Source organism: Streptomyces sp. NRRL F-5650, from assembly GCF_000721365.1.
Classification (GTDB): Bacteria; Actinomycetota; Actinomycetes; order Streptomycetales; family Streptomycetaceae; genus Streptomyces; species Streptomyces ardesiacus.
Map to the genome: position 1 here is coordinate 104,871 of NZ_JOGV01000012.1, position 24,101 is coordinate 128,971.

Annotated in this window: 25 protein-coding genes and 1 riboswitch; of the genes, 13 read left to right on the forward strand and 12 right to left on the reverse strand. The window is 70.4% G+C overall.

Annotated elements, in window-relative coordinates:
- Window positions 1-58 precede the first annotated feature (58 nt).
- The 3 genes from IG88_RS0114560 to rplI are packed head-to-tail and all read left to right on the forward strand — an operon-like array spanning window position 59 to window position 1,395.
- Window positions 59-649: a single-stranded DNA-binding protein gene (locus tag IG88_RS0114560; protein ID WP_031040043.1), complete on the forward strand. Its 591-nt coding sequence runs from the start codon at window positions 59-61 to the stop codon at window positions 647-649.
- A gap of 44 nt (window positions 650-693) precedes the next feature.
- Window positions 694-930 carry a 30S ribosomal protein S18 gene (gene rpsR, locus IG88_RS0114565; protein WP_003949403.1) on the forward strand — a complete coding sequence of 79 codons (237 nt, stop codon included), beginning with the start codon at window positions 694-696 and terminating at the stop codon, window positions 928-930.
- 18 nt (window positions 931-948) lie between these two features.
- Entirely contained in the window at window positions 949-1,395 is a 447-nt protein-coding gene (gene rplI / locus IG88_RS0114570) for a 50S ribosomal protein L9 (protein ID WP_030403087.1), read from the forward strand.
- A 135-nt stretch (window positions 1,396-1,530) separates the two neighbouring features.
- On the opposite strand, the gene IG88_RS0114575 is transcribed toward rplI, so the two are convergent.
- Entirely contained in the window at window positions 1,531-2,868 is a 1,338-nt protein-coding gene (locus IG88_RS0114575) for an MATE family efflux transporter (RefSeq protein WP_031040047.1), read from the reverse strand.
- A 459-nt stretch (window positions 2,869-3,327) separates the two neighbouring features.
- Here IG88_RS0114575 and dnaB point away from each other — a divergent pair, with 459 nt between their 5' ends.
- On the forward strand, window positions 3,328-4,806 hold the full coding sequence (dnaB, locus tag IG88_RS0114580) for a replicative DNA helicase (protein WP_031040050.1): 1,479 nt from the start codon (window positions 3,328-3,330) through the stop codon (window positions 4,804-4,806).
- A gap of 94 nt (window positions 4,807-4,900) precedes the next feature.
- Entirely contained in the window at window positions 4,901-6,286 is a 1,386-nt protein-coding gene (locus IG88_RS0114585) for a serine hydrolase domain-containing protein (RefSeq protein ID WP_031040052.1), read from the forward strand.
- Between the two features lie 79 nt (window positions 6,287-6,365).
- Here IG88_RS0114585 and IG88_RS0114590 read toward each other — a convergent pair whose 3' ends face one another.
- Both IG88_RS0114590 and IG88_RS0114595 read right to left on the reverse strand, forming a co-directional pair.
- The gene (locus tag IG88_RS0114590) at window positions 6,366-6,818 is read right to left on the reverse strand and encodes a GNAT family N-acetyltransferase (RefSeq protein ID WP_031040056.1); all 453 of its coding nucleotides are present in this window, start codon (window positions 6,816-6,818) and stop codon (window positions 6,366-6,368) included.
- A 21-nt stretch (window positions 6,819-6,839) separates the two neighbouring features.
- The gene (locus IG88_RS0114595) at window positions 6,840-7,304 is read right to left on the reverse strand and encodes a MarR family winged helix-turn-helix transcriptional regulator (RefSeq protein ID WP_031040058.1); all 465 of its coding nucleotides are present in this window, start codon (window positions 7,302-7,304) and stop codon (window positions 6,840-6,842) included.
- Between the two features lie 140 nt (window positions 7,305-7,444).
- Here IG88_RS0114595 and IG88_RS0114600 point away from each other — a divergent pair, with 140 nt between their 5' ends.
- Both IG88_RS0114600 and IG88_RS0114605 read left to right on the forward strand, forming a co-directional pair.
- Window positions 7,445-8,653 (forward strand): MFS transporter, encoded by a 1,209-nt coding sequence (locus IG88_RS0114600; protein ID WP_031040061.1) that lies wholly within the window; start codon window positions 7,445-7,447, stop codon window positions 8,651-8,653.
- Between the two features lie 116 nt (window positions 8,654-8,769).
- Entirely contained in the window at window positions 8,770-9,189 is a 420-nt protein-coding gene (locus tag IG88_RS0114605; RefSeq protein ID WP_031040063.1) for a GlcG/HbpS family heme-binding protein, read from the forward strand.
- A gap of 93 nt (window positions 9,190-9,282) precedes the next feature.
- Here the strand turns inward: IG88_RS0114605 and IG88_RS0114610 are convergent, their stop codons facing one another.
- The 6 genes from IG88_RS0114610 to IG88_RS0114635 all read right to left on the reverse strand — a co-directional run bounded on the left by IG88_RS0114610 (window position 9,283) and on the right by IG88_RS0114635 (window position 13,960).
- The gene (locus tag IG88_RS0114610; RefSeq protein WP_031040065.1) at window positions 9,283-10,149 is read right to left on the reverse strand and encodes a GNAT family N-acetyltransferase; all 867 of its coding nucleotides are present in this window, start codon (window positions 10,147-10,149) and stop codon (window positions 9,283-9,285) included.
- Window positions 10,150-10,226: 77 nt separating this feature from the next.
- The gene (locus IG88_RS0114615; RefSeq protein WP_031040069.1) at window positions 10,227-10,709 is read right to left on the reverse strand and encodes an NUDIX domain-containing protein; all 483 of its coding nucleotides are present in this window, start codon (window positions 10,707-10,709) and stop codon (window positions 10,227-10,229) included.
- 61 nt (window positions 10,710-10,770) lie between these two features.
- The gene (locus IG88_RS0114620) at window positions 10,771-11,676 is read right to left on the reverse strand and encodes a LysR family transcriptional regulator (protein WP_031040072.1); all 906 of its coding nucleotides are present in this window, start codon (window positions 11,674-11,676) and stop codon (window positions 10,771-10,773) included.
- 228 nt (window positions 11,677-11,904) lie between these two features.
- Window positions 11,905-13,083 carry a cystathionine gamma-lyase gene (locus IG88_RS0114625; protein WP_031040076.1) on the reverse strand — a complete coding sequence of 393 codons (1,179 nt, stop codon included), beginning with the start codon at window positions 13,081-13,083 and terminating at the stop codon, window positions 11,905-11,907.
- Window positions 13,080-13,577, reverse strand: a complete 498-nt coding sequence (locus tag IG88_RS0114630; RefSeq protein WP_031040079.1) for a low molecular weight protein-tyrosine-phosphatase — start codon at window positions 13,575-13,577, stop codon at window positions 13,080-13,082. Before IG88_RS0114630 ends, IG88_RS0114625 begins: the two co-directional genes overlap by 4 nt.
- Window positions 13,578-13,582: 5 nt before the next feature.
- Complete coding sequence (locus IG88_RS0114635; protein WP_031040082.1) at window positions 13,583-13,960, reverse strand: phage holin family protein; 378 nt, start codon at window positions 13,958-13,960, stop codon at window positions 13,583-13,585.
- A 59-nt stretch (window positions 13,961-14,019) separates the two neighbouring features.
- Here IG88_RS0114635 and IG88_RS0114640 point away from each other — a divergent pair, with 59 nt between their 5' ends.
- The 4 genes from IG88_RS0114640 (at window position 14,020) to IG88_RS0114655 (ending at window position 16,270) form a co-directional block, all read left to right on the forward strand.
- Entirely contained in the window at window positions 14,020-14,337 is a 318-nt protein-coding gene (locus tag IG88_RS0114640; protein WP_003975009.1) for a cupin domain-containing protein, read from the forward strand.
- Window positions 14,338-14,478: 141 nt separating this feature from the next.
- Window positions 14,479-14,691 (forward strand): DUF5326 family protein, encoded by a 213-nt coding sequence (locus tag IG88_RS0114645; protein WP_030403101.1) that lies wholly within the window; start codon window positions 14,479-14,481, stop codon window positions 14,689-14,691.
- A gap of 327 nt (window positions 14,692-15,018) precedes the next feature.
- Window positions 15,019-15,732, forward strand: a complete 714-nt coding sequence (locus IG88_RS0114650; protein ID WP_234332149.1) for an IclR family transcriptional regulator domain-containing protein — start codon at window positions 15,019-15,021, stop codon at window positions 15,730-15,732.
- 100 nt (window positions 15,733-15,832) lie between these two features.
- Window positions 15,833-16,270: an SsgA family sporulation/cell division regulator gene (locus tag IG88_RS0114655; RefSeq protein WP_007388906.1), complete on the forward strand. Its 438-nt coding sequence runs from the start codon at window positions 15,833-15,835 to the stop codon at window positions 16,268-16,270.
- 52 nt (window positions 16,271-16,322) lie between these two features.
- Here the strand turns inward: IG88_RS0114655 and IG88_RS0114660 are convergent, their stop codons facing one another.
- Entirely contained in the window at window positions 16,323-17,807 is a 1,485-nt protein-coding gene (locus tag IG88_RS0114660; RefSeq protein WP_031040093.1) for a YibE/F family protein, read from the reverse strand.
- A 71-nt stretch (window positions 17,808-17,878) separates the two neighbouring features.
- A riboswitch (TPP riboswitch) is annotated at window positions 17,879-18,068 on the forward strand.
- Between IG88_RS0114660 and thiC the strand changes: the two genes are divergently transcribed.
- Both thiC and IG88_RS0114670 read left to right on the forward strand, forming a co-directional pair.
- Complete coding sequence (thiC, locus tag IG88_RS0114665; RefSeq protein WP_031040097.1) at window positions 18,061-19,884, forward strand: phosphomethylpyrimidine synthase ThiC; 1,824 nt, start codon at window positions 18,061-18,063, stop codon at window positions 19,882-19,884. Its footprint overlaps the riboswitch before it by 8 nt.
- Before the next feature lie 80 nt (window positions 19,885-19,964).
- Window positions 19,965-21,485, forward strand: coding sequence for a VWA domain-containing protein (locus tag IG88_RS0114670; protein ID WP_031040101.1), 1,521 nt, complete (start codon window positions 19,965-19,967; stop codon window positions 21,483-21,485).
- Between the two features lie 24 nt (window positions 21,486-21,509).
- Here IG88_RS0114670 and IG88_RS0114675 read toward each other — a convergent pair whose 3' ends face one another.
- Both IG88_RS0114675 and sppA read right to left on the reverse strand, forming a co-directional pair.
- Window positions 21,510-22,385 carry a hypothetical protein gene (locus IG88_RS0114675; protein ID WP_031040105.1) on the reverse strand — a complete coding sequence of 292 codons (876 nt, stop codon included), beginning with the start codon at window positions 22,383-22,385 and terminating at the stop codon, window positions 21,510-21,512.
- 181 nt (window positions 22,386-22,566) lie between these two features.
- Window positions 22,567-23,670, reverse strand: a complete 1,104-nt coding sequence (gene sppA / locus IG88_RS0114680) for a Ser/Thr/Tyr protein phosphatase SppA (protein ID WP_107452163.1) — start codon at window positions 23,668-23,670, stop codon at window positions 22,567-22,569.
- Window positions 23,671-24,101: the final 431 nt, after the last annotated feature.

A 24,101-nucleotide genomic window follows, 5' to 3' on the forward strand; every position in this document is an offset into this window, starting at 1 on the left:
GGGATCCGAGTAGCAGCAACCAAGCAGCCAGAGCAGCAAACCCGCCGAGAGGTTCCCCATGGCAGGCGAGACCGTCATCACGGTCGTCGGCAATCTTGTCGACGACCCCGAGCTGCGCTTCACCCCGTCCGGTGCGGCCGTCGCGAAGTTCCGCGTCGCGTCGACCCCCCGCACCTTCGACCGCCAGACGAACGAGTGGAAGGACGGCGAGAGCCTCTTCCTCACCTGCTCGGTCTGGCGCCAGGCGGCGGAGAACGTCGCCGAGTCGCTCCAGCGAGGCATGCGCGTCATCGTGCAGGGCCGGCTGAAGCAGCGGTCCTACGAGGACCGTGAGGGCGTCAAGCGCACGGTCTACGAGCTGGACGTCGACGAGGTCGGTGCCAGCCTGCGCAACGCCACGGCCAAGGTCACCAAGACCTCGGGCCGCGGTGGCCAGGGCGGCTACGGCGGCGGTGGCGGCGGTGGCCAGGGTGGCGGCGGCTGGGGCGGCGGCCCCGGTGGCGGCCAGCAGGGCGGCGGCGCTCCCGCCGACGACCCCTGGGCGACCGGCGGTTCCGCCGGTGGCAACCAGGGCGGTGGCGGCGGCTGGGGTGGAAACTCCGGCGGCGGCGGCGGTGGCGGCGGCTACTCGGACGAGCCCCCCTTCTAGGCGGGCCCGTACCCCACACTTCTTGATCACACAGGAGAAACACCATGGCGAAGCCGCCTGTGCGCAAGCCGAAGAAGAAGGTCTGCGCGTTCTGCAAGGACAAGGTCACGTACGTGGACTACAAGGACACGAACATGCTGCGGAAGTTCATTTCCGACCGCGGCAAGATCCGTGCCCGCCGCGTGACCGGCAACTGCACCCAGCACCAGCGTGACGTCGCCACGGCCGTGAAGAACAGCCGTGAGATGGCGCTGCTGCCCTACACCTCCACCGCGCGATAAGGGAAGGGTGACCGAATCATGAAGATCATCCTCACCCACGAGGTTTCCGGCCTCGGTGCCGCGGGCGACGTCGTCGACGTCAAGGACGGCTACGCTCGCAACTACCTGATCCCGCGGAAGTTCGCGATCCGCTGGACCAAGGGTGGCGAGAAGGACGTCGAGCAGATCCGTCGTGCTCGCAAGATCCACGAGATCCAGACCATCGAGCAGGCCAACCAGGTGAAGGCCCAGCTCGAGGGTGTGAAGGTCCGTCTGGCCGTCCGCTCCGGCGACGCCGGTCGTCTCTTCGGCTCCGTCACCCCGGCCGACGTCGCTTCGGCGATCAAGGCCGCCGGTGGCCCCGAGGTCGACAAGCGCCGCATCGAGCTGGGCACGCCGATCAAGACCCTGGGCGCCCACGAGACGTCCGTGCGTCTGCACCCCGAGGTTGACGCCAAGGTCAGCATCGAGGTCGTCGCTGCCTGAGCACTGCTCTCGGTGAAGCGATGAGAAGGGCCGCATCCCCCGCTGGGAGATGCGGCCCTTCTCTGTGCGGTGGTCGGCAGCCGCGGTGAATGCGGAACGTCGCGTTTCTCCGTTTCTCCGTTTCACGTGAAACGTTCAGCGCGTCGCACCGGTGACGATCCAGCGACCCGATCGGGTACGCAGCCAGAGCGTGACCAGGCGCATCGCCATCATCAGCGTCATGGCCACCCACAGGGCGGTGAGCCCACCGCCGAGGGTGGGGACGAGCAGCGCCGCAGGAGTGAAGACCGCCAGGGTGAGCAGCATGGCCCAGGCAAGGTAGGGACCGTCGCCCGCGCCCATGAGAACACCGTCCAGGACGTAGACCACCCCGCAGACCGGCTGCGCGACGGCCACGATCACCAGTGCGGGCAGGGCGGCGTCCTTGACCATCGAGTCGCCGGTGAACAGCGGCAGGAACGCGGGGCGGGACAGCACTACGAGCAGGCCCAGCAGGGCTCCGACCGCGATGCCCCACTCCACCATCCTGCGGCAGGCCTCCCGCGCGCCCTGGGCGTCACCCGCACCCAGATACCGCCCGATGATGGCTTGCCCGGCGATGGCGATGGCGTCGAGAGCGAAGGCGAGCAGGCTCCACAGGGACAGGATGATCTGATGCGCGGCGATGTCGGCGTCACCGAGACGAGCCGCAACGGCCGTCGCGATCATGAGGATTGCCCGCAGGGAGAGCGTCCGCACGAGCAGGGGCACCCCGGCCTGGGCGGAGGCCCTGATGCCGGCCAGGTCCGGCCGCAGGGAGGCCCCGTATCGTCGGGCCCCGCGCACGACCACCCACAGATAGACCGCGGCCATGCCGAACTGGGCGATGACGGTGCCCCAGGCCGAACCGGCGATGCCGAGCCCGGCGCCGTAGACGAGCACGACATTGAGGACGGCGTTGGCGACGAAGCCGGCCACCGCCACGTACAGCGGGGTGCGGGTGTTCTGCAGCCCCCTGAGGACACCGGTCGAGGCCAGCACCACGAGCATGGCGGGGATGCCGAGCGCGGAGATCCGCAGGTAGGTCGTGGCATAGGGGCCCGCCGTCTCGGAGGCGCCGAAGAGTGCCACGAGGGAGGGGGCCGTGGGCAGGACGACCGCTATGACGGCGGCGCCGAGCAGCAATGCCAGCCAGATGCCGTCCATGCCCTGGCGGATCGCCGCTTGCAGGTCGCCCGCGCCGACGCGGCGGGAGACGGCCGCCGTCGTGGCGTAGGCGAGGAAGACGAAGACGCTGACGGCTGTGGTGAGCAAGGCCGAGGCGATGCCGAGTCCGGCCAGCTGGGCCGTTCCCAGATGACCGACGATGGCACTGTCGGCCATGACGAAAAGGGGCTCGGCGACGAGCGCGCCGAAGGCCGGGACGGCCAGCGCGACGATCTCTCTGTCGTGTCGGCGCCGGGCCGTCCGGGTGCGCGCGGGGGCCTGTGTCATGAGCACCAATCTAATCGTCCACAGGTAAGAGATGCAAAGCGATGGCAACCCTTACGAAGGCTCTCACCCCGTGTCCTTCTGGGTACGGGTTGAAGTGATCTTGGTCCGACCGGGCAAGTTTTTCTTCTGCACAGGCGGTGGACGGTAACGGTGCAGGTCAGACCCGCTTTCCGGGGACGGGTGCGGGCTTGTTCACAGGGCTGTCCACCGGGTCGTGCACAGGTTTTGCGGAGTTCTCCACAGCATCTGGCCCGTCGTCCACATGGCCTGTGGATAACCAGATTGGCTGACGGTGCCCGCGGGCCTACGGTTGTCCGGCGCCCGCTCCGTCCGTCGGCCGGTGAATCATCACAAAACCGACGCGCCAGAACCGGAGTTGGGCGTCTTATTTGTCGGTGCCGTGCCGTAGAAATGAGGGGCACGGCGAGGTCCGCTCGGCGGACGGGAGGAGGTGGCTCGGTGAGCATTTCCGAGCCCTTGGACGACCCGTGGGCCGACAGTGGCCCCAGTGATCGTCTGCCCGCTTCCCGCCGCCGCGGAGAGGGGGGCCGCGGCCGTGACGAGCAGCACCAGCGCGGTGCGGACACGGGCGCGTGGGACGGCGGTGCCCCGTCGTTCGAGCGGGTGCCGCCGCAGGACCTGGACGCCGAGCAGTCCGTTCTCGGCGGGATGCTGCTGTCCAAGGACGCCATCGCCGACGTCGTCGAGATCCTCAAGGGCCACGACTTCTACAAGCCGGCCCACGAGACGGTCTACCAGGCCATCCTCGACGTGTACGCCAAGGGCGAGCCGGCCGACCCGATCACGATCGCCGCCGAGCTCACCAAGCGCGGTGAGATCAACAAGGTCGGCGGCGCCTCGTATCTGCACACCCTCGTCCAGACCGTGCCGACGGCCGCGAACGCCGCGTACTACGCGGAGATCGTGCACGAGCGGGCGGTCCTTCGCCGCCTGGTGGAGGCCGGCACCCGGATCACGCAGATGGGGTACGCGGCCGACGACGACGTCGACGAGATCGTCAACCGCGCCCAGGCCGAGATCTACGCCGTCACCGAGCAGCGCACCAGCGAGGACTACCTGCCCCTCGGCGACATCATGGAGGGCGCGCTCGACGAGATCGAGGCGATCGGGTCGCGCAGCGGCGAGATGACCGGGGTGCCCACCGGGTTCACGGATTTCGACTCGCTGACCAACGGCCTGCACCCCGGCCAGATGATCGTCATCGCCGCGCGTCCCGCGATGGGCAAGTCGACCCTGGCGCTGGACTTCGCGCGAGCCGCATCGATCAAGAACAACCTGCCGAGCGTCATCTTCTCCCTCGAAATGGGGCGCAACGAGATCGCGATGCGTCTGCTGTCCGCCGAGGCCCGGGTCGCGCTGCACCACATGCGGTCGGGCACGATGACGGACGACGACTGGACCCGGCTGGCGCGCCGGATGCCCGATGTGTCGGCAGCCCCGCTCTACATCGACGACTCCCCGAACCTGTCGATGATGGAGATCCGCGCCAAGTGCCGTCGGCTCAAACAGCGCAACGACCTCAAGCTGGTCGTCATCGACTATCTCCAGCTGATGCAGTCCGGCGGTTCGAAGCGCGCCGAGAGCCGGCAGCAGGAGGTCTCGGACATGTCCCGCAACCTCAAGCTCCTGGCCAAGGAGCTGGAGATCCCGGTCATCGCGCTCTCCCAGCTGAACCGCGGCCCCGAGCAGCGTACGGACAAGAAGCCCATGGTCTCCGACCTGCGTGAGTCCGGCTCGATCGAGCAGGACGCCGACATGGTCATCCTGCTGCACCGCGAGGACGCCTACGAGAAGGAGTCGCCCCGCGCGGGCGAGGCCGACCTGATCGTGGCCAAGCACCGCAACGGCCCCACGGCGACGATCACGGTCGCCTTCCAGGGCCACTACTCGCGCTTCGTGGACATGGCACAGACCTGACGGACGGCCATGTGAGGTGTCTCTCCCATGTGGGGGGCCAGCGCCACGGAGAAATCGGCTCGACGTGAGGTGTTCGGGCCGGTGGACTGGGCGCATGACGACATTTCAGGAAGAGCTGCTTCCCGCCACCCGCCGGGCGCTGACACACCGCATCGCCGTGGCCCAGGCCGAGGGGCGTACGCCGTCGCTGGTCGCGGCGGTGGTCCGGGGCGGGCGGACCGTGTGGCACGGCGCGCGAACCTCGGTCGACGGGCACGGTCCGGATGCCAACGTGCAGTACCGGATCGGCTCGATCACCAAGACCTTCACCGCGGTCCTGGTCCTCCGGCTGCGTGACGAGGGTCTGCTCGATCTCGGGGACCCGCTGGAGAAGCACCTGCCGGGCACCGGCGCGGGGGAGGCCACGATCGCCGAACTGCTCGCGCACTCGGGCGGGCTGGCCGCCGAGTCGCCCGCCCCCTGGTGGGAGCGGACACCGGGTTCCCTGCGGCCCAGGCTCCCCGACGTGCTGGGCGAGCAGCCGCTCCTGCACCCGGTGGGCCGGCGCCACCACTATTCCAACCCCGGCTACACCTTGCTCGGCGCGCTGGTCGAGAAGCTGCGCGGGGCTCCGTGGGCGGAGGTCTTGCAGCGGGAGGTGCTGGACCCCCTGGGGCTGGAGCGTACGTCCGCGCGGCCCAGTGCCCCGCACGCCGACGGCTGGGCGGTGCACCCCTGGGCCGATGTGATGCTGGCCGAGCCCGCCGAGGACCTCGGGGTGATGGCTCCGGCCGGGCAGCTCTGGTCGACGACCGGGGACCTGGCGCGGTTCGCCGTCTTCCTGACGCAGGGAGACGACACCGTGCTCGACGTGGAGACCGTGCGGGAGATGCGGGCACCCGCCGCACCGGCCGAGGCGGCGGATGTCGTGGACGGTGCGGCCTACGGGCTGGGGCTGCAGCTCCAGCACCGGGACGGGCGGCTGCTGGTGGGCCATTCCGGCTCCTTGCCGGGCTTCCTGGCCAACCTCACGATCGACGTGGAGGACGACGTGGCCGCGGTGGTCCTGACCAACTGCACCTCCGGGCCCCTGATCGCCGAGGTGGGAGCCGATCTCGTGCGCATCGTCGCGGAGGCCGAGCCCCGGATCCCGGATCCGTGGCGTCCGTTGCGGGATGTCGACTCCTCCGTACTGGAGCTGGCGGGGCAGTGGTACTGGGGGACGCAGGCATTCGCCCTGCGGCTCGCCGCCGACGGAGGTGTCTCGCTGGGTCCGCTGTCGGGCCGGGGACGCCGTTCACGTTTCCGGGCGAACGGTGACGGTAGCTGGACGGGGCTGGAGGGCTACTACGCGGGGGAGGTGCTGCGAGCTGTGCGGCGCCCGGACGGAACCGTGGACCACCTGGACCTCGGCTCCTTCGTCTTCACGCGCCAGCCGTACGAAGAGGGTGCCGCCGTGCCCGGTGGTGTGGATCCCCGGGGATGGCAGGGAATCGGCTGACGGCCGTCCGGTGTGTGCGGCTCTGTTTCACGTGAAACAGAGCCGCACACGGTGAGGCCGGAAGCTGGGCTGCCAGTGATCAGAGCGGGAGCTTGAAGCCAGTGTGCGAGGGCGAGAAGCCCAGACGCTCGTAGAAGCGGTGGGCGTCGGTACGGGTCTTGTCGGACGTGAGCTGCACCAGGTGGCATCCCTGCCGCCGTGACTCGTCGATTGCCCACTCGATGAGTTGGGTGCCCAAGCCGCTTCCGCGCTCGTCGCCGTGGATACGGACGCCCTCGATGATCGAACGGGTGGCCCCGCGCCGGGACAGGCCGGGGACGATCGTGAGCTGGAGGGTGCCGACGACCCGGTCCTCCCGGACGGCCACCACCAGATGCTGGTTCGGGTCGGTCCGGAGCCGTTCGAAGGCGGCCAGGTACGGGCCCAGGTCGTCCGGTGATTCGCGCTGTGCGCCCAGGGGGTCGTCGGCGAGCATCGCGACGACTGCCGGGACGTCCTCGGCGGTGGTGGGGCGTATTTCCAGATCTCCCATGCCTGCACTCTAGAACTGGGTCTAGGCGGGCACGGGTGCCTTCAGAGTCTCCACCGCACGGACCAGCGGGGCGAGGTCGGGGTTGGCGGCCGCCTCGTCGAGGGCTTCGCGCAGGGCCAGGTCGTTGGTGGGCCGCGCCTCGCTCAGCAGGCGCAGGCCCGCCGCGGTGACGTTGGTGTAGATGCCGCGCCGGTCGGTGGGGCACAGGTAGCGCTCCAGCAGGCCCCGGTCCTCGAGCCGGGTGACCAGCCTGGTGGTCGCGCTCTGACTGAGGACGACTGCGTCGGCCACCTGCTTCATCTGCAGATGCCCCCCGTCGCCGTCGTGCTGCCGGCTCAGTACGTCGAGCAGTGAGTACTCGCGGACGCTCAGGTCATGCCCGGTCTGCAGAGCGCGCTCGATGTGGGCCTCGATCCTCCCGTGCAGCAGGGAAAGGGCGCACCACCCCTGGGAGAGAGCGGTGAGCGCCGGGTCCGTCGCCGTCATGTGGTTCCTCCGTCCAGGAGCGGCTGAAGCCAGGGTAGCCCAGGTGCGCAATTGCCTGCGCTTGCATATAGCCAGCGTATGCAATTATTGTCGGCGACTGCAAAGCGCTCCTGCAATGACTTGGGAAGGTGTACCCCTCCATGCCTCTCGCGCTTCTGGCCCTGGCGATCGGGGCCTTCGGGATCGGAACGACAGAGTTCGTGATCATGGGCTTGCTGCCCGAGGTCGCGAGCGACTACGGGGTCTCCATCCCCACCGCCGGCTACCTGGTGACCGGGTACGCGCTCGGCGTGATGTTCGGCGCCCCGCTGATGACGGTGCTCGGCACCCGGATCCCGCGCAAGCGGATGCTGATGCTGCTGATGGGCCTTTTCGTCGTCGGCAACGTGCTCTCCGCCCTCGCCCCGGTCTTCTCCGTCATGCTGATCGGCCGCGTGGTCGCCTCGCTCGCGCACGGCGCCTTCTTCGGCATCGGATCGGTCGTCGCGGCCGGTCTGGTCGCGCCGCACAAGAAGGCCGGCGCCATAGCGATGATGTTCACCGGCCTGACGGTCGCCAATGTCGTCGGCGTGCCGCTGGGAACACTGATCGGACAGTCCGTCGGCTGGCGTGTCACCTTCGCCGTCGTCGCCGCGCTCGGAGTCGTCGGCCTCGTCGGCGTCGCCAAGCTGGTCCCCGACGTGCCCAGGGCAGAGGGCGTGCGGCTGCGGCACGAGGTGGCCGCGTTCGGAAACGCCCAGGTCCTGCTCGCGATGGCCATGACCGTCCTTGGCTTCGGCGGGGTCTTCGCGGCCATCACCTACATCGCGCCGATGATGACCCAGGTCGCGGGCTTCGCCGACGGCTCGGTCACCTGGCTGCTGGTCCTCTTCGGCCTCGGCATGGTCGGCGGCAACCTCGTCGGCGGTCGGTTCGCCGACCGCGCCCTGATGCCCATGCTGTACATCTCCCTCGGCGCCCTGTCCGTCGTCCTCGCCCTCTTCACCCTCACCGCGCACAACAAGATCGCGTCCGCCGTGACCGTCGTCCTGATCGGTGCCCTGGGCTTCGCCACCGTCCCTCCGCTGCAAAAGCGCGTCCTGGACCACGCCCACGGCGCACCGACGCTGGCCTCCGCGGTGAACATCGGCGCCTTCAACCTCGGCAACGCGCTCTCCGCGTGGCTCGGCGGCGTCGTCATCGCGGCCGGATACGGATACACCGCTCCCAACTGGGTCGGCGCCGTGCTCGCCGCCGCCGCTCTGGTCCTCGCCGTCCTCTCGGCCGGCCTGGAACGGCGCGCGAGTGCGCCCGGGCCAGTCGTCGCGGGGTCCGTGCCCACCGAGCAGCGGGCCGCCGTCCACCACTGAACGTCCCCGGGCGGGTCGCGGGGTCAGGGCCGCTCCCGCGCCGCGCCTCACGGGCCACCGACGCCTCGCCGACCACCGAGGCACTTCACCACCCGGCACGACCAAGGAGAACGACCATGAGCACCACTGCCGTCACCCCGCTGACGACCCGGGATGCCGAAGCCCTCGTCACTGCCGCCCGCCAGGCCGCCGAGGCGGCCGGGGTGACCGTCAGCGTCACGGTCCTCGACGCCGGGGGGCACCTGCTCGCCTTCCGGCGCGACGACCGCGACGTGCTGATCTCGGGAGAGACCAGCACCCGCAAGGCCTACACGGCACTCCAGTTGAACGCCCCGACCGCCGACCTCGTCGACGCGGTGCAGCCCGGGGGCCTCTTCCACACCTTGCCCACGGCACTCGACCGGCCGCTGCTCTTCATCGCGGGCGGCGTACCCGTGCACCGAGAAGGCCGGCTGATCGGCGCGGTCGGAGTGGGCGGAGGCGCGCCCGAGCAGGACCACGGCTTCGCCTCGGCCGCCGTGCGAAGCCTCACCTGACAGCAGCGCCCCCGCAGCGGCCGTCCGTCCGGCGCCGGTTCCCGTGGCGCTCGTGAAGTGGCGGCGCCGTGCCGCGGTGACGGGGCGCCGAAGTCAGCCCGCCGCCACCGTGAGCGGCGCGAACCGCCGGGTCCAGTCCCCGGGCAGTTCGGTGATCCCGTAGTTCATGACCGCGTTGGCGGCGACCGTGGACAGCCCGTGCTCCTTCAGCCACGCCAGGAGTTCCTCGTGCCGCACGTCGACATCCGTGCGCAGCGGCCGGTCCGTGTGCTCGGCGAGCGAGTCGATCAGGGCTTTGGCCGTCTGGGTGTCACGGGCGATCAGCGGACCCACCACGTGGGTGTCCATGTTCGGCCAGGCCGCGGCGTACCCGGTGATCCGGCCGTCCTCCTCGGCGACGCGCAGTTGGTCGGCGAAGGCGGGCAGCCGCGTGACGATGTGGGTGCGGTCCTCGCCGAAAACCTCTTCGTCGAGCCGGAGGATCGCCGGAAGGTCCTCGGCGGTGGCCGCGCGCGTGAAGGGCTGCGGTTCCGGCCGGCCGGGGACGAAACGGCCGCGCACCATCTCCGCCTGGCCCGTCACCTTGAAACCGAGCTCCTCGTAGAGCGGCCGGCCGTACGGCGTCGCGTGCAGGGTGAGGGGAACGGCGCCCAGGGCATCGACGAGGTGGCGCATCAGCCGGCGTCCGACGCCCTGGCGGGCGTGCCGCTCGGCGACCAGCACCATGCCGATGGCTGCGAGCGCCGGACGCTCGTGGGGGCCGTACTCGGTGACGGTGCAGGCGGCGACGAGGCCGCCGTCGGGGTCGTCGATGCCGTATCCCCGTCCGGCCGTGAGGAGGAACCCCCACTTGTGCTCCTCGCGAGGCCACCCCCGGTCCTCGGACAGGTCGGCGCAGGCGGCGAGATCCCGGAGCGTCAGACGGCGGATCGGTGCAGAGGCGAGGAAAGGAGTCGGCACGCAGGTCAGGCTGTCCGACAGCGGCCGTCCGCGTCCACCCCTTTCCGGCGGGACGCACGGGCTTTCGGCCACGCCGTTCAGCCGAGGTCGGGGGCGTGCATGGCGCGCACACCCTCGATGTTGCCGTCCAGATAGTGCCGCAGCGACAGCGGTACGAGGTGGACCGAGGCGATTCCGACCCGGGTGAACGGCACCCTGACGATCTCGTACTCACCGGCGGGCTCGTCGACCTCGGGGCCGTGCCGCAGGGACGGATCCATGGATTCCAGTCTGCAGACGAAGAAGTGCTGCACCTTCACGCCGGTCGCGCCGCCGTCCTCACCGATGTGCTCCACGGTGTCCACGAAACAGGGCACCACATCAGTGATCTTCGCGCCGAGTTCCTCGTACACCTCGCGGTGCAGGGCGTCCACGACGGTGCTGTCGTCCGGTTCGACCCCGCCTCCGGGAGTGACCCAGTACGGGTCGACGCCGGGCTTGGTCCGCTTGATCAGGATCAGGTGGTCGCCGTCCAGCAGGACGGCGCGAGCGGTGCGCTTGACCACGGGTCGGACGGTCATGGGAGAAATGTGGCCCGGCTGGTTCCACGTGAAACATCGGGCGCACGCCCGGCCCGCCGGTTCAGTTCCAGGCCGCGGCCGCGGCCAGCAATCCCTCATGGGCCCGGCAGATGTGCGGAAGAGCCAGCGTGCCGGTGCGCGCCACCAGGAAGTACGTCCGCAACGGCGGTACCGGCGGATCGTGCAGGGCGACGACGTCACCGTGTTCCAACGCCCGGGCGCACAGGTAGCGGGGCAGCACGGCGAGCCCCGCGCCCGCGATGGCGCAGGCGAGAACCGCGCGCAGATCGGGAACGACGACGGTGGCCGGAGCGGCCGGCCGGGCGCCGAAGACGGAGGCCCAGTAGCGGGTGACGAACGGCAGCGACTCGTGCACCTCGACCACGGGGACGTCTGCCAGGGCCGAGGCGCCCGTGGCACCGAGCTTCTCGGCACCGGCCCGCTCCGCCCAGCCGGGCGCGGCGACCAGGACGTGCACCTCGTCGCAGAGCGGCGTCGACGTGAGCAGCGCGCCGCGGGGACGGGCCGTGCCGATGGCCAGATCGTGATGACCCGCCGCCAGACCCTCCAGGATCTCCTCGGTGTTGCCGAACGAGATACGCAGGGCGAAGGGCCGGCCGTCCTCCCCGGTGAGCTCCGACAGCGCGGGCAGCGCCCGTTCGGCGATGAACTCGGGGGGCCCGGCCAGGTGCAGGGTCCGCAGGGAGGAAGCGTCCGCCAGTGCGGCCTCGGCGACCTCCACCAGGGCGTCGAGGTGCGGCGCGGCCTTGTGGGCGAGTTCGTCACCGACGGTCGTCGGGGTCACCCCGCGGGCCTGCCGGAGGAACAGCGGGCGGCCGAGCTGACGCTCCAGCGTACGGATCTGCGAGGTGACGGCGGGCTGCGAGAGGCCGAGCAGGGCCGCAGCGCGGGTGAACGAACCCGCCCGGTGCACGGTGACGAAGGTACGGAGCAAGGCCAGATCCACGGAAAACCCGTCCCCTCTTCTGTTCTTCTCCGGCCCCCGCAGCGCCCAACTATAAATATGTCGATAGGTCGCTGTCGCCTGCGTGATTGGACACTGACATTCAGTCAACTAGCCTGGAGCGCACGGCTCTTCGCGCGTTGAAACGGAAGTGCGTGGGCCGCGAGGACGGTCCGAGCCACGAGGGGGGAGGCTCGGACCGTCCGGCACGCAGGGCGCAGCGCGGCGGCGTCAGTCCGCCGTTTCGTCCAGGGCGCGCAGCAGGTCCGCCACCAGGTCGTCGGGGTCCTCCGCACCCACCGAGAGCCGGATGAAGCCCTCCGGTACCGCGTCACCGCCCCAGCGCCCACGCCGCTCCGCGGTGGAGCGCACCCCGCCGAAGCTCGTGGCGCCCTCGACCAGGTGCAGGGCGTCGAGGAAACGATCGGCACGCGCGCGTGAGGGCAGCGTGAAGGAGACGACGCAGCCGTAGCGCCGCATCTGCTGCGAGGCGACCTTGTGGGACGGGTCCTCGGGCAGCCCGGGATAGCGCAGACCGGTGACCTCGGGCCGCCCCCGCAGTGCCTCGGCCACCTTGAGCGCGGTGGCGTCCTGCCGGTCCACACGGAGCTGCAGGGTGGCGATCGAGCGGTGTGCGAGCCAGGCCTCCATGGGCCCGGGGATCGCTCCGACGATCTTGCGCCAGCGCCGTACGGCGGTCATCGCCTCGGCGTCGCGGCCGGTCACGTAGCCCAGGAGGACGTCACCGTGACCGGTCAGCTGCTTGGTGCCACTCGCCACCGAGAAGTCCGCGCCGAGCTCCAGCGGACGCTGTCCGAGTGGTGTGGCGAGGGTGTTGTCGACGGCGACCAGGGCGCCGCGCGCGTGTGCCGCCTCGGCCAGCCGCCGTACGTCGCACACGTCGAGCCCCGGGTTCGACGGCGTCTCGATCCACAGCAGCTTCGCCCCGTCCAGGACGTCGAGCTGGGCGTCCCGGCCGGTGGGTGCGGTGCGCACCTCGATGCCGTACGCCTCCAACTGCGCACGCACCAGGGGCAGAGCCTGGTAGCCGTCGTCGGGGAGGACGGCGGTGTCCCCGGCGCGGAGCTGCGAGAAGAGCACCGAGGAGATCGCGGCCATGCCCGAGGCGAAGACGAGTGTCTCCACGTCCGTCCGGCCGGGTGCCTCCAGCTCGCCGATGGCGCGCTCGAGGTGGGTCCAGGTGGGATTCTCGTCGCGGCCGTAGGTGTACGGACCCGTCGGGTCGCCCGGCAGGTGGAAGTGGGCGGCGAATACCGGGCCAGGCAGGGTCGGCTCGTGCTTGACGGGTTCGGGCAGCCCGGCGCGCACCGCGCGTGTGCCGTCGCCGGGGCCGGAAGAGGACCCGCCGGTGGCCGCACCGTCGCCGTCGTTCGTAGCGGAGTGGCTCATGCCGCCCGTCCTTCCACTTGTTCGCGTACCGCGGCAAGCAGTCCGGTGCTCGCCGCCTCCACCATCTCAAGGCAGTCCTCGAAGCCGTCCTGGCCCCCGTAGTAGGGATCAGGGACGTCCAGGTCGCCGGCGTCGGCGGCGGCCGGGTCGTACGACCGCAGCAGGCGCACCTTGGCCGCGTCCCGCTCCGTGGGGGCGAGGCGCCGCAGGGTCCTCAGGTGCCCGGCGTCGAGGGCGACGACCAGGTCGAGACGGGAGAACCAGGACTGCTGGAACTGCCGGGCCGTGTGGTCGAGGCCGTAGCCGTGCTCCGCCAGGACGGTGATGGTGCGCGGGTCGGCGCCCTCGCCCTCGTGCCAGCCGTCGGTACCGGCGCTGTCGGCCTCGACCAGGTCGTCGAGCCCGGCGTCCGCCACGCGCGCGTGGAAGACGGCCTCGGCCATCGGGGAGCGGCAGATGTTGCCCGTACACACGAAACAGACGCGGTAGGTCATCGGGCTCAGTCCCCGTCGGGCAGGAACGCGTTGAGCGCCCAGGAGACGACCGAGATGATCAGGCCGCCCAGGACGGCGGTCCAGAACCCGTCGACGTGGAAACTCAGGTCGAGCTTGTCGGCCACCCACGACGTGAGCAACAGCATCAGCGCGTTCACCACCAGCGTGAACAGGCCGAGGGTCAGGATGAACAGCGGGAAGGTGAGCACCTGCACGATCGGCTTCACGACCATGTTGACCAGGCCGAACACCAGGGCGACCACGATCAGGGTGGCGGCCTTCTCCCCGGTGCTCCCCCCGGTCAGGGTGATCTTGTCGAGCAGCCACACGGCGACCGCGAGGGCTCCCGCGTTGGCGATCGTCTTGACTAGGAAATTCTTCATGTGTCTGATCGTGGCAGACACGATCGGAAACGACTGGTGAGGCAGGGACGGACGAGGCGATGAAGGCATTCCGGCTGGACGAACTGGAGGCGGAGCGCGCCGCCAACGACGGTGCCTACCTGCAGTTCCTGCGCGAGCGGAACATGTCGGTCGGCCTGTACGCCCTCGACGCGGGGACGACCGACCCCCAGAAGCCGCACGCCCAGGACGAGGTGTACTTCGTGGTGAGCGGGCGGGCCGCGATCACCGTGGGCATGGAGACCACGCAGGTCGCCCGCGGCAGCGTGGTCTACGTGCCGGCCGGTGTCGCCCACAAGTTCCACCACATCAGCGAGGACCTGCGCGTCCTGGTGGTGTTCTCTCCGCCGGAGAGCTGACCCCGGCCCCCGGGTTCCCTAGGGGATCGGTCAGGGGGAGACAAGGGATGCGGGGCCCCTGCCGAGGCGCTCGCGGCTCTAGCATCGAGTGCAGGACATCAGAGGATTCCCCAGAACTCCCGAAAGGCAAGGGCAACGGCGATGCGAGAGATCTTCACGGGACTGCCGTGGTGGGTGAAGTGGATCGCGGTGCCGGTCATCGCCCTGGTCGTGTTCGGCGGGCTGATCGCCACCGTGGTCGGGTTCGTGATCGGACTGCTGTTCAAGCTGCTGATCTTCGTGGCGCTCGTCGGCGGACTGATCTACGTCGTACGCAAGTTCATGTCGAGCTCCTCGTCGCGCAGCGACTGGTGAGAGGCGCGGGGCACCGGTGGCGGTAACAGGAACCACCGGTTCCCTCGGGCGGGGGAAGTTTCCCGGACGGGCCGCCGGTGAGCGGTGACCGGCGGTTAGAGTCCGGAACTCCACGCGGGGGCGACCTCGCGAACGGCGTACACCCCCACCCGTGTTCTCCGCACGGGCTGCCTCCTCGCGTTCCGGGAGTGACCCTTGGCCACGGCTGACACCGCATTCGGTCTGCACGCCCTCCCCGTGCAGCCCTGCTCGACGCCTCGGACACCCTCCGCGCCCGCCTCCGCCGACCCGCCCTCCGCGACCCTGATCGGTTCCGTGCAGCGGGCGATGCGCCTGCTCGAGTGCGTCGCCGCGCACGAGTACGGCGCCCCCGCCAAGCAGCTGGCCCGTGAGACGGGACTGGCGCTGCCCACGGCGTACCACCTGCTGCGCACGCTGGTGCACGAGGGTTACCTCCGCCGCGACAAGGGACTGTTCTTCCTCGGGGAGGCCGCTGAGCGGCTGAGCAGCACCGGGGCCGAGCAGAAACGTCGCAGCACGGTGGTCGACACCATGGCGCGCTGGCGCGACGCGATCGGCGTCCCCGTGTACTACGCCATGTACCGGGAGGGTGAGATCGAGGTCATGTGCGTCTCCGACACCCCGGGCAACCCGGCGGTCGAGGAGTGGGCGGACTTCCGGGAGACGGGGCACGCCCACGCCATCGGGCAGTGCCTGCTGTCCCAGTTGGACGAGGACGCCCGCCGCGACCACCTGCACCGCTACCCGGTGCGGCCGATCACGCCGTACACGGTGCGTGACGGCCACAGCCTGCTGAAGCGGCTGGAACGCATGCGCCGGATGACGCCGGTGACCGAGCGCCAGGAGTACGCGCTGGGGACGGTCTGCGCGGCGATTCCGATCACCGTCGGCACCACAGCGGCGACGATGGCCATCTCCCTGCCCCTCCACCAGGCGGACCGTTTGCTGCCCGCGGCCCAGCGTCTGCAGCACGAGGTGGGGCGGCGTCTGGGCTCGCTCGCCCTCTCTATCAGTATCTGAAAACTCACTCCTTGTGATCTGGTGTGTACGTTGAGCAAGATGCCACCAGTGTTAGAGGTTTGATTCTCGGACAGTCGACGGCGGATGACGGGGTAGGCGAATGGGCGAGTCCGTACAGGCAGAGGTCATGATGAGCTTTCTCGTGTCAGAGGAGCTCTCGTTTCGCATCCCGGTGGAGCTGCGGTACGAGACACGTGATCCCTACGCCGTACGACTGACCTTCCATCTGCCCGGAGACGCGCCGGTGACCTGGGCGTTCGGCCGGGAGCTGCTGGTCGACGGGGTGGGCCGGCCGTGCGGCGACGGCGACGTGCGTATCGCACCGGTCGACCCCGAGCCGTTGGCCGAAGTACTGATCCGCCTTCAGGTCGGCAGCGACCAGGCCCTGTTCCGCTCCTCTGCGGCCCCCCTCGTGGCCTTCCTCGACCGCACCGACAAGCTCGTCCCCCTCGGCCAGGAGGGTGCGCTCGCCGACTTCGACAGCCACCTCGACGAAGCCCTGGACCGCATCCTGGCGGAGGAGCAGAGCGCGGGCTGAACCGTTCCGGCACGCACACCCGCAGCGGGGGCGGGGTGCCTCGCCGGGCGCGTCAGCGCTTGCGGCGACGGCCCCGCCCGCTCCGCGCGGGCGCTCCCGCACCGGCTGCCGGCTCCGGGGCCCGCGTCGGCCGGTCAGCCGACACGACCAGGGCGGCGAGGGCGGTGGTGACCGGCACGGAGGCCACCAGACCGATCGAGCCGACCAGCGTACGCACGATCTCCTCAGCGACCAGCTCGCTGTTGGCGACCGTCCCCACCCCGCTCTGCGCGATCGAGAACAGCAGCAGCAGGGGCAGCGCGGCGCCGGCGTAGGCCAGGACGAGCGTGTTCACGACCGAGGCGATGTGGTCGCGGCCGATGCGGATGCCCGCGCGGTACAGGCCGCGCCAGCCCATCGCCGGGTTGGCCTCGTGGAGTTCCCAGACCGCCGAGGTCTGGGTGACCGTCACGTCGTCGAGGACACCGAGCGAACCGATGATGACCCCGGCGAGCAGCAGCCCGCTCATGTCGATGGACGGGTACAGCCCGTGGATGAGGCCGGTGTTGTCGTCCGTGTTGCCGGTGAGTGCGGCCCAGCCGATGAACAGCGACCCGAGCACGCCGATCAGCAGCAACGAGATCAGGGTGCCGAGCACGGCCACGGAGGTTCTGGCCGACAGCCCGTGACACAGGTACAGGGCGATCAGCATGATCGCACTGGACCCGATCACCGCCACGACCAGCGGATTCGAGCCCTGCAGGATCGCGGGCAGAATGAAGAAGTTCAGCAGCAGGAAACTGACCGCCAGCGAGATCAGGGCCATGAGGCCGCGCAGTCGTCCGACGACCACGACGGCGAGGGCGAAGATGCCGGCCAACAGGCCAAGGGGGAGTTGACGGTTGACGTCGGTCACCGAGTACTGCAGGTCCTTGGGCGCGGAGGGCTCGTAGGCGACCACCACCTTCTGTCCCTCGTGCAACTGCCGTGACTGGTCCGGCTGCACGATCTCGTCGAACGTACGGCCCTTGTCGTCCCCCGTGTCGACGCGGACGGTGGCCCGCTTGCATTCGCCCTCGGCCTGCTGCACCGCGGACGACCCCTCGGCGGTGGAGGTGTCGCCGGTCGGGGTGCCGGCCGAGGGATTGGCCGCCTGGCAGCTCAGCGCGACGACCTTGGTGACCGTGGCCTCCTGTGTCTGCCGGTCGAAGCCGACACCCGTGCGCTCGTGGGGCGGCGCACCGCCCGGCCACAGGACCGCGAGCCCGACCAACACGGCTGCGGCGAAGGGGATCAGGACCGCGGCGATGACCTTCCGCAGGTGCCGGGAGACGGGCGCCGCGGGCCCGTGGCTGTGCGCGTGCGAGTGCCCGTGCCCGCCCCCCGCGTCCCGTCCGCCGCCCTCCGGGGTGTGCCCGTGGTCAGCCTCCGGTCTGCCGCCGAGCGTGCCGTGAGGGACGACGGGGACAGGGCCGGTCGCACGGCCGTCGTCCTCTTCGGCGCCCGGTCCGCGGCCGGGCCGGTGCGGCGGGAAGGGGGGATGCTGCGGTGTGGTCACCGCCCGATCATCGCAAGAACGGGAGGGGCCCTCTGGTCACCGCGCCCGAATGGGCGCTAGCGTGGTGGCACCTTTGTACACGCGGGAGCTCGGAGCACCGGGCTGAGAGGGCGCTGACCTCCGTTCCAGCGATGTTTCACGGGAAACGTCTCCGAAGGCGAGTGACGTATCCCACGAAGTGCCGTGAGACGGAAGCCGCTGCGTCGACCGCCGAACCTGTTACCGGGTAATGCCGGCGTAGGGAGTAGGTCTCATGACCATCAAGGACGCACGCACGCCTGCCTCCGCACAGGACTCCGCGCAGAATTCCGCCTCGGCGGATGCCGCGGGGACCAGTGAAGCCACGGAGGCCGGGAAGTCCATCGGCTGGCACAAGGCGTACGTCGAGGGCTCGCGCCCCGATGTGCGGGTGCCGGTCCGTCAGGTGCACCTCACCAACGGGCAGTCGGTCACGTTGTACGACACCTCGGGCCCGTACACCGATCCACTCGTCGACACCGATGTCCGCAGGGGCCTGGCGCCGCTGCGGGAGAACTGGATCATCGCGCGCGGCGACACCGAGGAGTACGCGGGCCGTCCCGTCCGCCCCGAGGACGACGGCATCAAGCACACCTCGCCCCGCGGCGGCCTGCGGAACCTCGACGCCGTCTTCCCCGGCCGCCCGCGGCAGCCGCGCCGGGGCCGCGACGGCACCGCGGTGACGCAGCTCGCGTACGCGCGGCGCGGCGAGATCACCCCGGAGATGGAGTACGTGGCCGTCCGGGAGAACGTCTCGCCGGAGGTGGTCCGCGAGGAGATCGCGGCAGGGCGGGCCGTGCTGCCCGCCAACGTCAACCACCCGGAGATCGAGCCGATGATCATCGGCAAGCGGTTTCTGGTGAAGGTCAACGCCAACATCGGCAACTCGGCGGTGACGTCCTCCATCGAGGAGGAGGTCGACAAGATGACCTGGGCGACCCGGTGGGGCGCCGACACGGTCATGGACCTGTCCACCGGCCGCAACATCCACACCACACGCGAGTGGGTCCTGCGCAACTCCCCTGTACCGATCGGCACCGTGCCGCTTTACCAGGCCCTGGAGAAGGTCGACGGCCGGGCCGAGGAACTGTCCTGGGAGATCTACAAGGACACCGTGATCGAGCAGGCCGAGCAGGGCGTGGACTACATGACGGTACACGCGGGCGTACGCCTGCCGTACGTACCGCTGACCGCCAACCGCAAGACCGGCATCGTCTCGCGCGGCGGCTCGATCATGGCGGCCTGGTGCCTGGCGCACCACAAGGAGTCCTTCCTGTACGAGAACTTCGAGGAGCTCTGCAAGATTCTCGCCGCCTACGACGTCACGTACTCCCTCGGCGACGGCCTGCGTCCCGGGTCGATCGCGGACGCCAACGACGAGGCGCAGTTCGCCGAGTTGCGCACGCTCGGGGAACTCAACCGGATCGCCAAGCGTTTCAACGTACAGACCATGATCGAGGGCCCGGGACATGTCCCGATGCACAAGATCAAGGAGAACATCGACCTTCAGCAGGAGATCTGTGATGAAGCTCCGTTCTATACGCTCGGCCCGCTGACGACGGACGTCGCGCCGGCGTACGACCACATCACCTCCGGCATCGGTGCCGCGATGATCGCCTGGTGGGGCACGGCCATGCTCTGCTACGTCACGCCCAAGGAACACCTGGGGCTGCCCAACCGTGACGACGTCAAGACCGGCGTCATCACCTACAAGATCGCCGCCCATGCCGCCGACCTCGCCAAGGGCCACCCCGGTGCGCAGGAGTGGGACGACGCGCTGTCGGACGCCCGGTTCGAGTTCCGGTGGGAGGACCAGTTCAATCTGTCCCTCGACCCGGACACCGCGCGGGAGTTCCACGACGAGACACTGCCGGCCGAGCCCGCCAAGACGGCCCACTTCTGCTCCATGTGCGGGCCCAAGTTCTGTTCGATGAAGATCTCGCAGGACATCCGCCGGGAGCACGGCAGCAGCAGGGGCGAGATCGAGGAGGGCATGGCTCAGAAGTCGAAGGAGTTCGCGGCGGCGGGCAACCGCGTCTACCTGCCGATCGCGGACTGAGCGCAGCGGTGCGGGGAGGGGACAGGTCTGGGGGGCCGGCCCTCTCCCCGGCCGGGGTTGCCGCTCGGCAGACTGGACGCATGACAGCCACCTCACTGAGCAAGGGTGCCAACGTCGCCGTCGACTTCCCCGCGGTGCGCGTCGAACTGGTGTGGGCGGACGGGCCGGGCGTCCCGGAGGTCGATGCCTCGGCGTTGCTGCTCACCTCGTCCGGACGGGTGCGGGACGACGGCGACTTCGTCTTCTACAACCAGCCCCGTCACTCCTCCGGCGCGGTGCGGCACCTGGGCAAGCTGGGCGGTCCCGGGCCGGAGGCGGGCGTCACGAGCGATGCCGTCGAGGTGAATCTGCGTGCGGTGGAGGCTCCCGTCGAGCGCGTCGTGCTGTGCGCCTCGGCGGACGGCGGGACGTTCGGCCGGGTGCCGGGGCTGTCGCTGAGGATGCTGGACACCGGGACCGGCACCGAGCTGGCCCGGTTCGACATCACGGCCGGGCCGGAGACGGCCATGGTGGGCGGTGAGCTGTACCGGCGCCAGGGGAAGTGGAGGTTCCGCGCCGTCGGGCAGGGGTACGCCGCCGGACTCGCGGGACTGGCCACGGACTTCGGCATCACCGTGGACGACGCTCCCCCGGCTCCCGCCCCCGCCCCGGCCCCGGCTCCCGCCCCGGCCCCCGCTCCCGCGCCGGCGGTGGCACCGGTCCCACCTGCTGCCTCCGTGCCCGCGGCCCCCGCGGCGCCCGTACCACCGCCGGTTCCCCCGGTGCCAGCCGTACCGCCGCTCGTACGACCTGCCGTATCACCTGCCCTACCGCCGAGTGCGTCACCGGCCGCCGGTCCCCGTCCCACCAAGGGCGAGGAACACCTGCCCGTGGACATGCGCAAGCGGCTGTCCCTGCGCAAGGAGCAGGTCGCGGTGAGCCTGAGCAAGCACGGAGCGGCCGGGGTCACGGCACGCGTCCTCCTCGTACTGGACGCCTCCGGGTCCATGTCCTTCCTGTACTCCAAGGGCGTCGTCGCGGACGTCGTGGAGCGGATGGCCGCTGTGGCCGCGCAGTTGGACGACGACGGGGAGATGCAGGCGTGGACCTTCGCCTCGAACCCGGCGCGTCTGCCCGACCTGCGCCTGGGCGAGTTGCCCGAGTGGCTGCGGCTGCACGTACGCGTGGGGGAGATCGGCCTGTTCCGGCGGGGCAGGAAGAAGGGTCTGCACCCCGAGCAGGTCGACATGCGAGCGGTCGGCATCCAGAACGAGGAGCAGAAGGTGATCGCCGAGGTCCGGGCCTTCGTCCGGGACCACCCGGCACCGGTTCCGACCCTGGTGCTGTTCTTCTCCGACGGTGGTGTCTACCGCAACGCCGAGATCGAGCGGGAGCTGCGGGAGGCCGTGGAGGAACCCGTCTTCTGGCAGTTCGTCGGGCTGGGGCGCGCCAACTACGGGGTGCTGGAGCGTTTCGACACCCTGCCGGGCCGACGCGTCGACAACGTCGGCTTCTTCGCGGTCGACGACATCGCAACCGTGCCGGACCCCGAGCTGTACGACCGCCTGCTGTCCGAGTTCCCGTCCTGGGTCGCTGCCGCCGGCCGGGCGGGCATCCTCTGAGCCGCTGCCCGCCCGTGCCGGTGGCTATTCGGGCCGGTGTTCCGGACCCCCGAAGTCCGGGCTGCTGTAGTCCGGGCTGGAGTAGCTCGGACGCGAGCCCGCGTCGGATCCGCCGTCGGGGCTGGTGAATCCGGGACGGCCGTAGCCGAGGTGCGGCATGCGGCCGCCGTTCGGGGCCGTCGGTCCCGTGCGGGGCAGTGCGGCCGCGGTGCCCGGATCGTTGAGGGCCTCCCGCAGGAAGGGCAGGATGCCCCGCTCCAGCAGGGCCTCGTGCCAGGCGGCCCTGGCCCGGGCCACCTCCTCGTCCCGGGCGTCGTAGAAGCCGGACACGGCGGAAGGGCGGTTGCGCAGCGCGGTGATCAGCAGGCCCACGGCGGCGACGAGGATCGCCACCGCGGTGAAGCCGCCGAACACCCATCCCGTGGTGAGCATGGTCTGGGCGAAGGTCTGCCCCGGGTCCAGCACCTTCAGGACGTAGCCGACCAGCAGGAAGATCGCCGCGGCGGTGCCGGCCAGGACCGGCGCCAGGACGGCGACGACGGCGACGGCCCCCGCGCCGGTCGTCTCGGCCATCTCGCCCATGGTCGCGGCGAGTCCGCCCGCGCCCGCGCCCTGTTCCTGGGAGCCGGATCCGCTCGCGGTGGACGACGGGTGGGAGGGCGCGGGCCGGCGCATCTCCTCGCGGACCTTCACGTAGTGCTGGTACTCGCTCGTGGCCGCCGACGTGATGAGGGCGGTGGCGTTGAGTGCCATGGTGCGCAGTTGGTCGGAGCTGAGCCGCTGACCGGCAGCGGCGAGTTCCGGTCGGTGTGGTGCGGAGCGCAGCGCCTCGTCGAGGACCCGCTCGTACTCCTGGCGGTCCTCGTTCGACAGGTACTGCGGAACGCTGTTCATGTGCATCCCCCGATGCTCCGTAGGGCTTGGGGCTCGCATGCCAACGAGCCGTCGGGCAGAAACGGAGGGGAGCCTGCTACGGATAAGCCGATGGTAGAGCGGTGACGGTGGAGGGTGACAGGGGGTTTCCGGAAATTGGCTGCCGTCGGTACCGACGGCACCGCCGTAAAACCCCTCCCGGGAACGGTCAGGATTCCAGGGGGAGTTGCTGGACCAGCAGCTTTCCGGCCATGGTCACGCCGCCGTCCATCGCGATGGCCAGGCCGTCCGCATAGACGTGCGGTCCCTCGACCACGGTACGGGTGTCGTCCTCGCCGTCCTCGGAGCCGACCTCGCCCAGCAGGTAGGGGATGGGGCTGTGGCCGTGGACGATACGGCTGCCGCCGTAGGTGTCCAGCAGTGAGCGCACGGCGTCGGCGCCGCCCTCGTCGCGGAAGGAGAAGCGCTTGGTGAACTTGCGGAACAGGTCCCACACCTCCTCCGCGTCGTTGCGTGTGAGCGTCTCGCGGACCGTGTCGTTGACCTCTTCGATGGAACGGCCGTAGTCGAGGTACGTGGTGGCGTCCGAGTGGACCAGGAGGTGGTCGTCGACCTCCTCCATGGCGTCGAGGCGGGCCATCCACTGCAGGTGGTGGTCCTGGAGGCGGTCCATGTCGGTCTTCTGGCCGCCGTTCAGCAGCCAGGCGGCCTGGAAGGTGGCGGTGCCCGCGCCGGAGTTGACGGGGGTGTCGCCGAACCGCTTGGCGCCGAGCAGCAGCAGTTCGTGGTTGCCCATCAGCGCCTTGCAGTAGCCGCCGGCCGCGGCGGCCTCCGCGGACAGCCGCATCACGAGGTCGATGACGCCGATGCCGTCCGGGCCGCGGTCGGTGAAGTCGCCGAGGAACCACAGCCGCGAGGTGCCCGCGCACCACTGGCCGGCGTCGTCGACGAGGCCCTTCTCCCGCAGGGCGGCGAGCAGTTCGTCGAGGTAGCCGTGGACGTCGCCGACGACGAAGAGGGGTCCCTGGCCGGTTGCCTGCTGCTGCACCGCGACCGGCTCGGGGTCGACCGTGACCTGAACCGTGTCACCCCGACGGATGACGGGCAGATCGCGCTGAGTGGGCGTGTACCCCTCCGGCAGGGCCTCCTCGGCCGCCTCGGAGGGGGGCGCCGACTCGCCCGTGTGCGTGCCGGGGGCGGCGTAGGGAGCGGCACCGTGGACGTACGCGGGTACCCGGAAGTCCCGCACCGTCGCCGTCCGCTCCACCTCGGGTCCCTGACCGGCCCCCTGAGTCATCGACCCCTCCACCATCGCGCCGCATCTGCACCGCTTCGGACTGCCTGGTCGCAGCGGCCCGCGGTGTGTGGGCCCATCATAGGAATGCGGATCGCGCTGTGTGATGACCCAGGGGTGGTGAATCAGGACAGTACTGCGGTTCGCCGCGGCATTCGCCCCGATTGAGCCTGGCTTCGTCCGTACGCGACCGTGGCCCGCCGGTGTGCCGGAGGTGCCGGGTGTGGCGTGCGCCGCCCTGTTTCGCCGTCGCACCGTGTCGCCCTTCCGCGCCGTTCATTCCCGCCTCCCGGCCGGAACGCGCCACCGCGCGGTGCGTTGCTCCGCCGCGCGGTAGGCGCGTTCCGCGGCGCGTCGCGGCGTGTCGCTGCGGCGTGCGGCATGCCGCAACGGGTTCAGCGTGGGCTGCTGTGGCATGCGGCAGCGGGCGGTGGACGTACGGCGATGGG

Coding starts and splice junctions, on each gene's coding strand:
- IG88_RS0114560 (WP_031040043.1), top strand. CDS start 59: ATGGCAGGCGAGACCGTCATCACGGTCGTCGGCAATCTTGTCGACGAC.
- rpsR (WP_003949403.1), top strand. CDS start 694: ATGGCGAAGCCGCCTGTGCGCAAGCCGAAGAAGAAGGTCTGCGCGTTC.
- rplI (WP_030403087.1), top strand. CDS start 949: ATGAAGATCATCCTCACCCACGAGGTTTCCGGCCTCGGTGCCGCGGGC.
- IG88_RS0114575 (WP_031040047.1), bottom strand. CDS start 2,868: ATGACACAGGCCCCCGCGCGCACCCGGACGGCCCGGCGCCGACACGAC.
- IG88_RS0114585 (WP_031040052.1), top strand. CDS start 4,901: ATGACGACATTTCAGGAAGAGCTGCTTCCCGCCACCCGCCGGGCGCTG.
- IG88_RS0114590 (WP_031040056.1), bottom strand. CDS start 6,818: ATGGGAGATCTGGAAATACGCCCCACCACCGCCGAGGACGTCCCGGCA.
- IG88_RS0114595 (WP_031040058.1), bottom strand. CDS start 7,304: ATGACGGCGACGGACCCGGCGCTCACCGCTCTCTCCCAGGGGTGGTGC.
- IG88_RS0114600 (WP_031040061.1), top strand. CDS start 7,445: ATGCCTCTCGCGCTTCTGGCCCTGGCGATCGGGGCCTTCGGGATCGGA.
- IG88_RS0114605 (WP_031040063.1), top strand. CDS start 8,770: ATGAGCACCACTGCCGTCACCCCGCTGACGACCCGGGATGCCGAAGCC.
- IG88_RS0114615 (WP_031040069.1), bottom strand. CDS start 10,709: ATGACCGTCCGACCCGTGGTCAAGCGCACCGCTCGCGCCGTCCTGCTG.
- IG88_RS0114625 (WP_031040076.1), bottom strand. CDS start 13,083: ATGAGCCACTCCGCTACGAACGACGGCGACGGTGCGGCCACCGGCGGG.
- IG88_RS0114630 (WP_031040079.1), bottom strand. CDS start 13,577: ATGACCTACCGCGTCTGTTTCGTGTGTACGGGCAACATCTGCCGCTCC.
- IG88_RS0114635 (WP_031040082.1), bottom strand. CDS start 13,960: ATGAAGAATTTCCTAGTCAAGACGATCGCCAACGCGGGAGCCCTCGCG.
- IG88_RS0114640 (WP_003975009.1), top strand. CDS start 14,020: ATGAAGGCATTCCGGCTGGACGAACTGGAGGCGGAGCGCGCCGCCAAC.
- IG88_RS0114645 (WP_030403101.1), top strand. CDS start 14,479: ATGCGAGAGATCTTCACGGGACTGCCGTGGTGGGTGAAGTGGATCGCG.
- IG88_RS0114650 (WP_234332149.1), top strand. CDS start 15,019: ATGCGCCTGCTCGAGTGCGTCGCCGCGCACGAGTACGGCGCCCCCGCC.
- IG88_RS0114655 (WP_007388906.1), top strand. CDS start 15,833: ATGGGCGAGTCCGTACAGGCAGAGGTCATGATGAGCTTTCTCGTGTCA.
- thiC (WP_031040097.1), top strand. CDS start 18,061: ATGACCATCAAGGACGCACGCACGCCTGCCTCCGCACAGGACTCCGCG.
- IG88_RS0114670 (WP_031040101.1), top strand. CDS start 19,965: ATGACAGCCACCTCACTGAGCAAGGGTGCCAACGTCGCCGTCGACTTC.
- IG88_RS0114675 (WP_031040105.1), bottom strand. CDS start 22,385: ATGCACATGAACAGCGTTCCGCAGTACCTGTCGAACGAGGACCGCCAG.
- sppA (WP_107452163.1), bottom strand. CDS start 23,670: ATGGTGGAGGGGTCGATGACTCAGGGGGCCGGTCAGGGACCCGAGGTG.